This is a genomic window from Klebsiella sp. CN_Kp066, assembly GCF_040065135.1.
GTDB classification, from domain to species: domain Bacteria; phylum Pseudomonadota; class Gammaproteobacteria; order Enterobacterales; family Enterobacteriaceae; genus Klebsiella; species Klebsiella oxytoca.
In genome coordinates this window covers 1-14,245 of the sequence record NZ_JBEAIU010000026.1, presented here as the reverse complement: position 1 = coordinate 14,245, position 14,245 = coordinate 1, and the positions used below count along the sequence as shown (strand labels likewise).

The following is a 14,245-nucleotide window of genomic DNA, read 5'->3' as shown; positions in this document are numbered from 1 at the left end:
CAGTAACGGAGATTGCATGAACGATAAAATGCATGGTAGAACTTCATTGCTTATTATCTTTGAGATAATAAAGAAAATTGCGCTTTTTATGGTTCTCGCGATTGGTTTGTCTATCAATATATCTTATGCCCAGCAATTTGAAATAGGAATAGGAACTCATATTTCTTATTACCCAGAAAATAGTAAGTATTATATTGAACTAGCAAAAAAATATGGCTTTACCTCCATAAGAGATGAATTACCTTGGACTAATGTAGATAACGGGGATGGTACATTCTCGATCCCAAAATATAGAAAAAAAAATGATGATCTGTTCAGTATTGCACAAAATTATGGAAATATATCCTCTATGCTCATACTAGACTATGGGCATATCAAATATACAGGGGGAGGATATCCACAAAGCGATACAGATATTAGTCATTTTGCACAATATGCAGCATGGGTTGCAAAAAGATATAAAGGGAAGGTCAAATATTATGAAATATGGAATGAATGGCTTTTAGGAACTGGTATTCAGCCAAGACTTCAAAAATATAGACCATCAGACGATGTATATTTTAAACTTGTTAAAGAAACCTCTCAAGCTATAAGGAAAATTGATCCAAGTGCAATAATAGTCACAGGTTCATTTAATCCGAATAATGAAACTGATAGAAAATGGATTATTGATTTGTTGGATCGAGGGCTCATGGATTACATTGATGGACTTTCTCTTCATCCGTATACTTATAATACAGGATCGGTTGTTAAAGAAAGTGCTGAAGGAAATCTAGCTATGATTGATTCCTTCGAAAATAAACTAATTGAACGGTACGGAAAAGTTATTCCATTATATATCACGGAGATAGGTGTGCCTACCTATAAGGGTAGATGGGGTGTAACTGAAGATATAGCGGCTCTTTTTGCTTTGAAATATACTTTGATGGCAAAGTCTCGAGATTATATTAAAGGTATATGGTGGTATGACCTGAAAGACGATGGAAATGATGATAGAAATAAAGAGCATCGATTTGGTTTTTTTACGAACGAATTTCAAGAAAAAAGTGCCGCAACGTACTTTCTGAAAAATAAACCCTTAATAGAACAGTGTTTGATTCAAGATATAAAAAACTATAATCATGCACAATTGGTTTGTGGTAAAAGTATAAAAACTATTTCACTTGATAATAAACTATTCCTGTCAAATATTAGTAATTACAGCCATTGAAAATATCGGTTAATTTGTAAGCTGTTAACTAATTTAAGGATGAAGAATGAAGATTATGATATTTAATGCCCTTTATTACCCTTATAGGGTAGGAGGCGCGGAAATTTCTGTACAGTTGCTCGCCGAGGAATTAGTACGCCAAGGGGAAAAGGTTTGTGTAATTACATTAAGTGAAAATAAAATAAGAGAGGAAAGGTTTATCAACGGTGTGAATGTTATAAGCCTTCCGATAAGAAATGTTTATTGGCCGTATTCAGATCAAAAAAAATCTTCGTTTAAGAAATTATTGTGGCATGTGTTAGATATTTACAATATATTCATGCGCCGAGAAGTGATCAATGAAATTCGTAATTTTGCACCTGATGTAGTGCATACAAATAACCTTTCAGGTTTCTCAGTATGTGTGTGGAATGCTGTTAAAAAATTCAACATTAAATTAGTTCATACTTCACGAGATTATTATTTATTTCATCCTAATAGTACTCTTTTTAAAAATGATAAAAATATGAATACAAATTGTCTCGAGGTTGCGTTCTGGTCATATATTAAAAAAAGTATTAGTCATCGCGTAGACACATATATTGGAATTAGCAATTTTATATGTGAATTACATAAAAAAAATGGTTTTTTTGCTAATGCAAAATCTGGTGTAATATACAATGCAGTTGATACGATTAAAAGTGAGACATATTCACACAATAAAATCAGGATTGGTTTTTTAGGGCGTTTGACATATGAAAAAGGATTCGATGAGTACTGTAGGTTAGCTGAGAAATATAAAAGTAATTTGGATTATGAATTTATTGCCGCAGGACGATTTTTAAATAACGGAACTGAAAAAAATCTTTCGAGCGTTGCTAATTCAGCTGGGGTTATAGTTAAAGGTTATATGATACTTGAGGAATTTATAAACGCTATTGATTTAGTTGTGCTTCCGATAAAATGGAATGAGCCGTTTGGGAGGACTGTCGTTGAATGCGCTTTGGCTAACAAAGTAGTTATTACAACCAAATCTGGTGCGCTGCCTGAACTTTCTAAAATAATGGATAACATTATTATCTCTGATAATTTACTCGAAGGATTCGAAAAGGGATTATCTCGAATTAAAGAACCTGTAGACGCAATTAGTCACGCTGATATATTTAAATCTAAGTACATTGCCGAACAATATAGATCATATTATAAATAATAATAATCTTAGTTTTATATTTAACTAAAGGTCGCTACACACCACCTTATCATTATTTAAAATATCATCAGTTTGATGAAGGATATACTATGCATGATATGAATGTTGGGATTGTTGCTGATTGGCTTGTAACTTATGCTGGATCAGAAAAAGTAATCAAAGAGTTTATTGAGGTTTATCCTGAATCTGATTTATATTCGATTGTTGATTTCTTATCTAGTAAAGATCGGTCTCTTTTCAAGGGAAAAAGTGCAATCACAAGTTTTATCCAGAAACTACCTGCCGCAAAGTCAAAATACCACAAATATTTACCATTAATGCCTTTAGCCATTGAACAACTCGATGTGTCTAAACATAATATTGTTCTTTCAAGCTGCCATGCAGTCTCCAAAGGAGTTATTACTGGGCCTGATCAGCTTCATATCTGCTATGTGCACTCACCGATACGTTATGCGTGGGATCTACAGCATCAATATCTTAAAGAAGCAGGCTTAAATAAAGGATTGAAAGGGCTACTAGCTAAATGGCTTTTACATAAAATTCGAATTTGGGATTATCGGACAGCTAATGGCGTCGATCATTTTATTGCAAACTCACATTTTATAGCAAGACGGATCAAAAAAGTATATGGTCGCAATTCTACAGTAATATATCCTCCAGTTGATGTTAATCGATTTTCACTATGTGAAGATAAAGAAGATTACTATTTCACTGCTTCCCGGATGGTGCCCTACAAACGAATGGATCTTATTGTTGAAGCTTTTAGTTTGATGCCCGAGAAACAGCTTATAGTTATAGGTGATGGCTCAGAAATGGATAAAATTAAATCAAAGGCCACGTCCAATGTGAAAATTTTAGGCTATCAATCAAATAAAGTTATGCAAGAGCATATGCAAAAAGCTAAAGCATTTGTTTTTGCTGCAGAAGAAGATTTCGGTATCACCCCAGTGGAGGCTCAAGCCTGTGGAACTCCTGTAATAGCCTTCGGCAAGGGAGGATCTCTGGAAACAGTCCGTCCTTATGGTGTAGATAAACCTACGGGGATTTTCTTCGAGAAACAAGAAGTTAAATCTTTAATTGATGCCATATCTGTGTTTGAATCAAATATTCAGGCTTTTATTCCTAATAATTGTCGCGATAATGCGTTGCGGTTTTCTGTTGAACGGTTTCAAAATGAAATCTCAGCTTTTATAGAAAGCAAATGGAATGAATTTCAAAATGATAAGAAGATCGTTTATTAATCATAATGAAATAATCCGATATCGCAAAGTTATCGTTAACAGAATATACTAATTAAGACATACATAGGTTATTTCGTTATACCTCTAATCTGAGGCGCGGATACTCTTCATTGTATGAGTTTATGTTTGGTGAGGATATATGACTCGTCTAGCAAGAAATTTTTGGACAAGCATTTTATTAGCATTATCTGATTTTATTGGATTTACTGTATCTATTTATATAGCTATTTCTTTTGTTAAGACTTTCCTTCTTAATGGAGGGAGTTTAGTTCAGAACGGTCATATAGACGATTGGATCACCTTCCATATCTGTATGGCCATATGTTGTGTTGGTTGGTATTCTATTAGATTACGTCATTATTTCTACCGTAAAACTTTCTGGTTTGAATTAAAAGAAATTCTTAGGACATTAGTGATCTTTGCAGTAATTGAAATTGCAGTAATGTCTTTTGCTAATTGGTATTTTTCCCGTTACGTATGGTGCCTGACATGGATAATGGTACTTATATTGGTTCCCTCCTTAAGAATGTTGACCAAAAAATTCCTAGATATCATGGGGCTTTGGAAACGTGACACAATCATAATCGGCGATGGTGTCAATGCCGCAGAAGCATGTAAAGCCATTAATAGTGAAACTAACTTGGGCTTTAATGTAGTAAGCTTTATTTCAAATGAAACAAAACTAGATTCTAAAAGAACGATTAATGGAATTCCAATAGAAGAAGTTACACCAAGTGAACTCGTACAGAAATTTGATAAGAGGACGCAATTTATTGTTGCGCTAGAATCTAACGAAGGTAATTTACGAAATGATTGGCTTAGAGTATTTATGATTAATGGCTATCGATACGTTTCAGTAATACCAACGTTACGTGGTATGCCATTAGATAGCACCGACATGTCATTTATTTTTAGCCACGAAGTCATGATTTTTAGGGTACATCAAAATCTTGCAAAAATGTCTTCAAGAATTATAAAGAGATTATTTGATATTGTTGGATCTCTCTCAATTATCGCTATTAGCTCACCACTGCTTATTTATATCGCATTGAAAGTAAAAAAAGATAATGGTCCTGCTATATATGGGCACGAGCGTATTGGAAAAGGCGGTAACCCATTCAAATGTCTTAAGTTCCGGTCTATGGTCGTAAATTCTAAAGAAGTACTTGAAGAATTATTAAATTCTGATCCTATTGCTAAGGCGGAATGGGAGGCAACTTTTAAATTAAAAGACGACCCGAGAATTACAAAGATAGGAAAATTTTTGCGTAAAACTAGCTTAGATGAGCTACCGCAACTTTTTAATGTACTCAAAGGTGAAATGAGTTTGGTTGGGCCACGACCTATTATTACAGCTGAACTGGAACGTTATTCTGATGAAGTTGACTATTATTTACTAAGCAAACCTGGTATGACGGGGCTTTGGCAAGTAAGTGGTCGTAGCGATGTCGATTACGAGACTAGAGTTTATCTCGACGCTTGGTATGTTAAAAACTGGTCTATGTGGAACGATATAGCAATTTTGTTTAAGACTATAGGTGTTGTCTTGCGTAAAGATGGTGCCTATTAAAAATGCAATTTTTTTCTAATGTTACTTAAAAATTTTTATTAATTTATTTTTGAGAAATCTAATGGATTTATCAATTGTTATACCTTGCTATAATTGCGAGAGTAATATAGTAAATATTATTAATTCACTAGTATCACAAAACCATCGAAATATTGAAGTTGTTTTCATTAACGATGGCTCAATAGACAGAACTTCAAATGTTATTAGAGAAAAGATTGAATTACATAAACTCAATAATTTCTTCTTATATGATTTCGCTAATTCTGGTGCTGCAAAGGCCCGGCAACGAGGCTTAGAAAAAGCTACTGGCGAATATGTTTTTTTTCTTGATGCTGATGATATTATTAGTCCTGATTTCATAAAAAAAATATTTTCAGCTATAGTTAATAAGCCAGATATGGTGTATTACAGTTCTGAAATAATATCATCAACCCCCCCTTATGAGAAAATAGCCCCCAAACTATCATTTCTTAATGATATTGATTACTTGGACCGTGATGCTTTTCTAATCGATATGTTTACGTCCGAAAATTGGTCTTCAGCAGTGTGGACATATGTATTTCGCCGAGAATTAGCAATTCATTCTCAGGCTATTTTTACACAGCGTGCTGCGCATGAGGACCATCTATTTACATTGAGACTGGTCGGCGGGGCTGAGAAAATATGCGTTATAAAAGATGTTTTGTATTTCCAAAAAAGAACGGTTGGCTCTCTTACTAACTCGAAGAAAAATTTAGAATATATAGCAGAGCGATTTAATGCTTTTGAAGAAGCAACTTTAGATATGCACGGAAAATTTAATAGCCGTTCTATTCAAATGTATCTGGAGTGGTCTTTATACTCTTTTTTGTTCCTTTGTTTTGAAAACTTTAAAGTTATACGTGTTTGGTTTGTAACGCCGAAGGCGTATAGAAAACTATGGGAATATAAAGTGGATTTAACTAGATTAATCATTGCTCTTCTCAAGAAAAAAATGCAGAGAATCTTATGATAAGCGTTAACCTAACTACAACTCATAGTCGATTAGATTTATGTTCAGCTACTTTATGGTCCCTCTTACATCAAAGTTTATTACCTGAAAGAATTAATCTTTGGATCTCTCATGAGCCGTTCATGGCTGATAAAGGAATTTCGTCATTACCGAATTGGGTTAATGAACTTAATAATATTCATGATATTATTCGAGTTCATTATGTGGATAATAATGGTCCTTATCGAAAGGTTATCCCTGCATTACGTTCGTCTACTGATGAAGATGTAATTGTTTATGTCGATGATGATGTTATATATGCTAATACTTGGTTCGAAGGTCTGGTTCAGACATTCGAAAAGTTTGAACGGAAATATGTTGTAGCTTCTCGTGTCAGAGTTAAGGTATTTAACTTTTTCGGTAAGAGACAAAGTTATAACATGTTCCATGTTTGTGCCGAGCAGAAACTATTTGCTACTAACTTCATTGTTACTGGGGTTGGTGGTTGTATTTTAATGAGGAGACATATAAAAGATGAGTTTCTCGAGCTAGATGATTTTCGTGATCTAATTCCTAGAACTGATGATATTTGGATTAGCAAGATAATTGAGTTGTCAAACTCTCAGGTATATTGTGATCCTGGTTTATTAAGTTTTGTTCAAGAAATTGAACATACTAATAATGCTTTAAATCAGACGAATAATACAATGTATTCTGGGGCTTTATTAGGGAAACTGTATCTTAAGGTTAGGAATAAAATTTTTGGCTACTTAGGAAAACAGCTATCAAACAATGATAAAGCTATAAATATCGTTGAAAGTTTTTTTGAGGCCAGGGATAAGTAAATTTAGGTTAATAAGTAAAATTCTGAGTCAGTTTACTTGGTTTTATTTTACGAGGGTCAAATGAGAATTAAAGTAATATCTTTGCCGTTTGATAAAGAGCGTCGTTTCAAAATAGAAAAAGATTTCATTGCGAATGACTTGGAGTTTACTTTTTCTGATGCTATCTATGGCAAAGAGATCCCTAAGGAAATAAAGGAAAGTCTTCCTCTGGAGTCATTTTTAAAGCGTAAGGATAAGAAACCAACTGACGGTGAAATTGGTTGTACGTTCAGTCATATAAATGTCTATAAAAGTTTTTTGCAATCATCTGATGAATGGATATGTATACTTGAAGATGATGCTATAATTGATAAAGAATTCAAAAATTTTATTCAGTCGTTGGATTACTCCAGCCTTAAACCTGGAACTCTATATATTTTAGGCGGCCAAGATGGTTTGAACAATCGCCACAAAGTTGTTCGTGCGATATCAGGTAACAGATATATTGGCCAGCAAAAGTTTTATCGAATTGTGGCCGGTGAACAATATGTTTTTAGAACATGTTGCTACATGTTACATAGAACGACAGCACAGAAAATGATTTCAGAATTTCAAGAGTCTTTTTACTTGGCTGATGAATGGGCTTATTTTAAAAGAAAAGGTGTTATTGACGATATCTTTTTGGCTTCATTTATTCACCACCCTTTAGATTTAAGTGATAGTTGGATTGAAAAAGAAAGGATTGTTAAATATAGCGATGCTAAAATTGATGTAGAGATTTCATTTTTAAAAAAAATCAAGCTTCTTCTAAAGAATAAATATACAACTCAAATTAAAAAGCATTTAACAATGGCTTTTTGGAATGTTCGTAACTATTTAGTTGCGTTATCTAAGTATCGCTTCTGATCACCTTTGCAATTATAAAATATAGGATTGCAATGAGTCAGATTTCGAAATTTATTCTTTAAAAGCTATAGCCGTTTATTAATCATATAAGGTTTGATAATTGATAAGTAAACATAAAATTAGGAGTGCAGCACTTTGGTCTGCATTTGAAGCCATAAGTTCTGCTGGTTTAAGTGTAATATCAATTGTATTTTTAGCCAGGATATTAAAGCCAGAAGATTATGGCCAAATTGCTGCAGCTCAAATAATTGCAGCACTACTTGTTTTGATATTTAGTTTGGGTTTATCTGAGGCTGTTATCCAAAAGAAAAATCTATCTATTAATCATCAATTAACAGTGTTTTGGGGATCATGTGCAAGTGCGCTCATTGTACTATGCATTTGCTTATCTATCGCTTTCTATTTGTATTTTTTCGGCTCGAGTAAAGTTGTAGGTTTAGTATTGGTTTTTGAAGGAATTGGTGCTGCTCTTCAATTGTTAGTTATATTACCAACAGGGCTATTATTAAAAAATCTTGATGTAAGTGTTTTAACAAAGCGAAATCTAATTTCGCGAGTTGTTTTTTTTATTATTGCTATCCCTATGGCCCTATATGGCTATGGATTATGGAGCATTGTTTTTGCAAACCTTTTTCAATATTTAATAGCGTTCATTTTGATTTTCTATCAATCCCGAAATATTATACCAAGAGGTTACTACTTTAATTTCAGACAGTTTATTGAACTTTGTAGATTTGGTCTTTTTGTAATGTTGGAAAACTTACTTTGGACCGTTCTCACACGGGTTTTTAGTTTGCTTATATTAAATTTTCATGGCACTACTCAATTAGGTATTTATAATATTTCAACTAGACTTACGGATGCAGTACTAAATATCCTTAATACTGTTATTGGTCGAATGGCGCTTCCCGTTTTTTCGTCAGTTCAAGATGACCGTCAAAAACTTGCAAGTTTCTTTTTCAATGCTACGAAGTTATTTAATATAGTATCAATGCCTGCTTTTGTAGGTTTGGCTTTTACTTGCCAATACTGGATTCCTGTTGTGTTAGGTACACAATGGGTTGAGGCGATACCAATAATCCAAATTATCGCCATTATGAATGCAATAATGTTTTCAAGGATATTTGTAAGTCAACTTATGAAGGCCGTGGGAGAGTCAAGGAGATTTCTCTTTTTATCATTTACTTCAGCATTTGTGGCTATTGCGGCAGCTTTAGTTACTGCAAAGTTTTCACTATACGAGACTATGCTTGCATGGTCTTCCATGAGAGTGTTGATTACAATTCCTCTTGGGATTTATCTTGTAAACAAAATACTACATATAAACGCGTTTGAACAATTGCGGCCAATTATTTTACCTTTTGTTGTTACGGCCATAATGATATTCGTAATGGTAGCATTTAGGATATTATCAGAGAGGTTCGTCCTGTCGAATATTATTTCGATAACTTTAGAAATTGCATTGGGTGTAATTACGTATTCTTTTACCATGGCTTTTTTAATTAAAACTAAGAAAATAATTCTTCGTTAATTCCTTGGAGTTTTAGATGTTGCTCAATAAACAAATGTTAATATTAAAAAATAATTTGTCATCTATAGTTAAGCACATTAAAGATAAAAATAATGTTGTTTTCTTAGACTATCCATTACATCATAATGTTGGTGATTTATTAATTTTTCAAGGTACACAGCAATTTTTTGAAGATAATGATATACACGTAAAGTTCTATAGATCTGTTATTGATTATAGTGTTGATGAATTGAAGAAAAATATCAATTCTGAAACTACATTGATATGTCATGGAGGCGGCAATTTTGGTGATCTATATAATGTTCATCAAAACTTACGTTTAAGTTTAATTAATAACTTTAAAAATAATAGAATTATCATCTTTCCTCAAACTGCTCATTTTTCAGATGCAATAAAATTGAATCACGACATAAATGTATTTAGAGGGCATTCTGATGTGATCCTATTTGCTAGAGATTCCAAGACCTACGAACTTTTTCAGAAATTCAGTGATAAGGTTTATTTAATGCCCGATATGGCACATCAATTATATGGCAATCTCCCAGTTTCCAATCCAACTATAAAAGAGCCTTTATATTTTCTCCGTGTAGATAAAGAAAAAAACGATCTACAATTATCTTTTGCGAACAATAGCAATATTCAAAGCGTGGATTGGGAAAATTTCATTAAGTTAAATGAGTTTCGATATGAAGCTTTACTAAAAAAAATCTCTCGCTTTGCTTATAAGTGCAATTCTAATTTTTTGAAAAATATTGTTTATTTTTTATGGGATAAACATTCTTCCCGTGTCGTTAATCGGAGTGCGCGTTATTTCTCAAAATATAATACTATAATTACATCGCGAATGCATGGGCACATTCTATCATGTTTGGTAAATCGCAAAAGTAAAATTATTGATAACTCTTACGGAAAAAATAGTGGTTATTTTAACGAATGGACTAAAGCAACCGAATTGAGTTGTTTATTGCTTAAAAACGAAGAGTAAAATTTTCTCTATAATTTACGTCTAGTACGCTTACATATTCTTATGAAATGCTCTATGCGTCATACTTCCTTTGCGCTAACATAATCATCACATTTAAGCTGCGAACAGTCGCAGTGACCACACCTGACAGGAGTATGTAATGTCCAAGCAACAGATCGGGGTTGTCGGTATGGCAGTGATGGGGCGTAACCTTGCGCTCAACATCGAGAGCCGTGGTTATACCGTCTCCGTTTTCAACCGCTCCCGTGAAAAGACCGAAGAAGTGATTGCCGAGAATCCCGGCAAGAAGCTGGTCCCACATTATACAGTGCAAGAGTTTGTTGAATCACTCGAGACTCCGCGCCGTATCCTGTTAATGGTGAAGGCGGGTGCAGGCACTGACAGTGCCATCGACTCTCTGAAGCCTTACCTGGATAAGGGTGACATCATCATTGATGGTGGTAACACCTTCTTCCAGGATACTATTCGTCGTAATCGCGAACTTTCTGCAGAAGGCTTTAACTTCATTGGTACCGGTGTGTCCGGCGGTGAAGAGGGCGCGCTTAAAGGTCCTTCTATCATGCCTGGTGGTCAGAAAGAAGCTTATGAACTGGTTGCGCCAATTCTCAAGCAGATTGCCGCAGTTGCAGAAGACGGTGAGCCGTGCGTAACCTATATCGGTGCGGATGGTGCTGGTCATTATGTCAAAATGGTTCACAACGGTATCGAATACGGCGATATGCAGCTGATCGCTGAAGCCTACGCTTTACTGAAAGGTGGCCTGGCGCTTTCTAATGAAGAGCTTGCGCAAACTTTCACTGAGTGGAATGAAGGTGAGCTGAGCAGCTATCTGATTGACATCACCAAAGACATCTTCACCAAAAAGGATGAAGAGGGTAAATACCTGGTTGACGTGATCCTTGATGAAGCAGCAAACAAAGGTACCGGTAAATGGACCAGCCAGAGTTCTCTGGATCTGGGCGAACCGCTATCGCTTATCACTGAGTCAGTCTTTGCTCGCTATATCTCCTCCCTGAAAGACCAGCGTGTTGCTGCTTCTAAGGTTCTTACCGGGCCGCAAGCGAAGACTGCTGGTGATAAAGCAGAGTTCATTGAGAAAGTTCGTCGCGCTCTCTATCTGGGCAAAATCGTCTCTTACGCTCAAGGTTTCTCCCAGCTCCGTGCTGCGTCTGATGAATACCACTGGGATCTGAACTACGGCGAGATTGCAAAAATCTTCCGTGCAGGCTGCATCATCCGTGCTCAGTTCCTGCAAAAGATCACTGATGCCTATGAGCAGAATGCGGGTATTGCCAACCTGCTGTTGGCGCCTTACTTCAAGCAGATCGCCGATGATTATCAACAAGCGCTGCGCGATGTGGTTGCATATGCAGTGCAGAATGGTATTCCGGTTCCAACCTTCTCTGCGGCTATTGCCTACTACGATAGCTATCGTTCCGCTGTTCTGCCCGCTAACCTGATTCAGGCGCAGCGTGACTATTTCGGCGCGCACACATATAAGCGTACCGATAAAGAAGGTGTATTCCATACTGAATGGCTTGATTAATTCGTGATAAAACAGCCTGGCAAGAGCCAGGTTGTTTTTTAACGGGATAACACGGAATCTAATTTCAGTTTTTATTAGAAAATATAAGATTTATATTCCCTCCGAAATTTTTTTAATCTTTCTTCTTTTGCAATTTTGTCAAAATTTGCAAAAGAAGAAGTCATTACTTCCATAACGTCATATTTAATATTTCATTTTATTAAGGATTTTATCATGTTACTTCCTGTGATTATGGCGGGTGGCACCGGTAGCCGCCTGTGGCCGATGTCCCGTGAACTCTATCCAAAACAGTTTCTCCGACTGTACGGGCAGAACTCCATGTTGCAGGAAACCATCTCGCGTCTCTCCGGTCTGGATACCCATGAGCCTATGGTTATCTGCAATGAAGAGCACCGCTTTCTGGTGGCTGAACAGCTGAGGCAGCTCGGTAAACTGTCAAAAAATATCATCCTTGAGCCGGTGGGCCGCAACACGGCTCCGGCCATCGCCCTCGCGGCGCTGCAGGCCACGCAGAATGGCGATGACCCGCTGATGCTTGTCCTGGCAGCGGACCATATCATCAATAATCAGCAGGTCTTCCACGACGCCATTCGCGTCGCGGAGCAGTATGCGCAGGCTGACCATCTGGTCACCTTCGGTATCGTTCCGAACACCCCCGAAACCGGCTACGGCTATATCCAGCGCGGTGATGCGCTGGGGGAAGGGGAGCATACGCCTTATCAGGTCGCCCGCTTTGTCGAGAAGCCGGACCTGGAGCGTGCGCAGGCCTATCTGGCCTCCGGAGAATATTACTGGAACAGCGGCATGTTCATGTTCCGGGCGAAAAAGTATCTCTCCGAACTGGCAAAATTCCGCCCGGATATTCTCGAAGTCTGCACGGCTGCGGTCCGCGCCGCCGACAGCGGCAGCGACTTTATCAGCATCCCGCATGAGGTGTTCAGCACCTGTCCCGACGAATCCGTTGACTATGCGGTGATGGAAAAGACCGCCGATGCGGTGGTGGTAGGGCTGGACGCAGACTGGAGCGACGTCGGCTCATGGTCAGCCCTGTGGGACGTCAGCCCGAAAGATGAGCTGGGCAACGTACTGACCGGCGATGCCTGGGTGCACAACAGCCAGAACTGCTACATCAACAGCGACGAAAAGCTGGTGGCGGCTATCGGCGTTGAGGACCTGGTGATCGTCAGCACCAAGGATGCGGTGCTGGTGATGAATAAAAACCGCGCCCAGGACGTGAAAAAGGTCGTGGAGTACCTGAAGGCCAACCAGCGCAGCGAATACAAACGACACCGCGAAATCTACCGTCCGTGGGGCCGCAGCGATGTGGTGGTCCAGACGCCGCGCTTCAACGTTAACCGTATCACCGTCAAGCCGGGCGGGGCGTTCTCCATGCAGATGCACCACCACCGCGCCGAGCACTGGGTGATCCTCGCCGGGACGGGGCAGATAACGGTCAACGGCAAACAGTTCCTGCTGACTGAAAATCAGTCGACCTTTATTCCCATTGGTGCCGAGCACTGCCTCGAGAATCCGGGACGTATCCCGCTGGAAGTGCTGGAGATCCAGTCCGGCTCCTACCTGGGCGAAGACGACATTATCCGTATTAAAGACCAGTATGGTCGTTGCTAATTTGTATTTAAGGATTAAATAGATGGCAAAATTAAATTGTTTTAAAGCTTACGATATCCGCGGTGAACTGGGCGAAGAATTAAACGAAGATATCGCCTACCGTATCGGACGCGCCTACGGTGAATTTCTGAAGCCGAAAACGATCGTGGTGGGTGGCGATGTGCGTCTGACCAGCGAGTCGCTGAAGCTGGCGCTGGCCAGAGGCCTGATGGATGCGGGAACGGACGTGCTGGATATTGGTCTGAGCGGGACCGAAGAGATTTACTTCGCCACCTTCCACCTGGGCGTGGACGGCGGGATAGAAGTGACGGCCAGCCATAACCCGATGAACTACAACGGCATGAAGCTGGTGCGTGAAAACGCGAAGCCCATCAGCGGTGACACCGGGCTGCGCGATATCCAGCGCCTGGCGGAAGAGAACCAGTTTGCGCCGGTGGACGCGTCCCGTCGCGGCACCCTGCGTCAGATATCGGTGCTGCAGGAGTACGTGGACCACCTGATGGGCTACGTGAACCTGGCCAGCTTCACCCGTCCGCTGAAGCTGGTGGTGAACTCCGGCAACGGCGCAGCCGGTCACGTGATTGATGAGGTGGAGAAACGTTTTGTGGCGGCAGGCGTGCCGGTGACCTTTATCAAGGTGCATC

11 protein-coding genes and 1 pseudogene are annotated in these 14,245 nt (G+C 38.3%); all 12 read left to right on the top strand.

Going from position 1 to position 14,245, the window contains the following annotated elements:
* The first annotated feature begins 16 nt into the window (after positions 1-16).
* Positions 17-1,210 (top strand): cellulase family glycosylhydrolase, encoded by a 1,194-nt coding sequence (locus ABLV75_RS07625; RefSeq protein ID WP_348854916.1) that lies wholly within the window; start codon positions 17-19, stop codon positions 1,208-1,210.
* 46 nt (positions 1,211-1,256) lie between these two features.
* A complete protein-coding gene (locus ABLV75_RS07620; RefSeq protein WP_348854915.1) occupies positions 1,257-2,399 on the top strand; it encodes a glycosyltransferase family 4 protein in 1,143 nt (380 codons plus the stop codon).
* A gap of 89 nt (positions 2,400-2,488) precedes the next feature.
* Complete coding sequence (locus ABLV75_RS07615; protein WP_224227067.1) at positions 2,489-3,640, top strand: glycosyltransferase family 4 protein; 1,152 nt, start codon at positions 2,489-2,491, stop codon at positions 3,638-3,640.
* A 139-nt stretch (positions 3,641-3,779) separates the two neighbouring features.
* Positions 3,780-5,210 (top strand): undecaprenyl-phosphate galactose phosphotransferase WbaP, encoded by a 1,431-nt coding sequence (wbaP, locus tag ABLV75_RS07610; protein ID WP_224227066.1) that lies wholly within the window; start codon positions 3,780-3,782, stop codon positions 5,208-5,210.
* Between the two features lie 61 nt (positions 5,211-5,271).
* On the top strand, positions 5,272-6,201 hold the full coding sequence (locus ABLV75_RS07605; RefSeq protein WP_224227065.1) for a glycosyltransferase family 2 protein: 930 nt from the start codon (positions 5,272-5,274) through the stop codon (positions 6,199-6,201).
* Positions 6,202-6,323: 122 nt separating this feature from the next.
* A complete protein-coding gene (locus tag ABLV75_RS07600; RefSeq protein ID WP_224227064.1) occupies positions 6,324-7,025 on the top strand; it encodes a glycosyltransferase in 702 nt (233 codons plus the stop codon).
* Positions 7,026-7,085: 60 nt separating this feature from the next.
* On the top strand, positions 7,086-7,910 hold the full coding sequence (locus ABLV75_RS07595; protein WP_325911978.1) for a glycosyltransferase family 25 protein: 825 nt from the start codon (positions 7,086-7,088) through the stop codon (positions 7,908-7,910).
* Positions 7,911-8,010: 100 nt separating this feature from the next.
* Complete coding sequence (locus ABLV75_RS07590; protein ID WP_325911979.1) at positions 8,011-9,441, top strand: oligosaccharide flippase family protein; 1,431 nt, start codon at positions 8,011-8,013, stop codon at positions 9,439-9,441.
* 16 nt (positions 9,442-9,457) lie between these two features.
* Entirely contained in the window at positions 9,458-10,426 is a 969-nt protein-coding gene (locus tag ABLV75_RS07585; RefSeq protein WP_348854914.1) for a polysaccharide pyruvyl transferase family protein, read from the top strand.
* A 139-nt stretch (positions 10,427-10,565) separates the two neighbouring features.
* Positions 10,566-11,972 (top strand): NADP-dependent phosphogluconate dehydrogenase, encoded by a 1,407-nt coding sequence (gene gndA, locus ABLV75_RS07580; RefSeq protein WP_023321280.1) that lies wholly within the window; start codon positions 10,566-10,568, stop codon positions 11,970-11,972.
* 213 nt (positions 11,973-12,185) lie between these two features.
* On the top strand, positions 12,186-13,601 hold the full coding sequence (locus ABLV75_RS07575; RefSeq protein ID WP_024274448.1) for a mannose-1-phosphate guanylyltransferase/mannose-6-phosphate isomerase: 1,416 nt from the start codon (positions 12,186-12,188) through the stop codon (positions 13,599-13,601).
* Positions 13,602-13,623: 22 nt separating this feature from the next.
* Positions 13,624-14,245, top strand: a pseudogene (rfbK, locus tag ABLV75_RS07570) (O9 family phosphomannomutase RfbK); the annotation flags it as partial.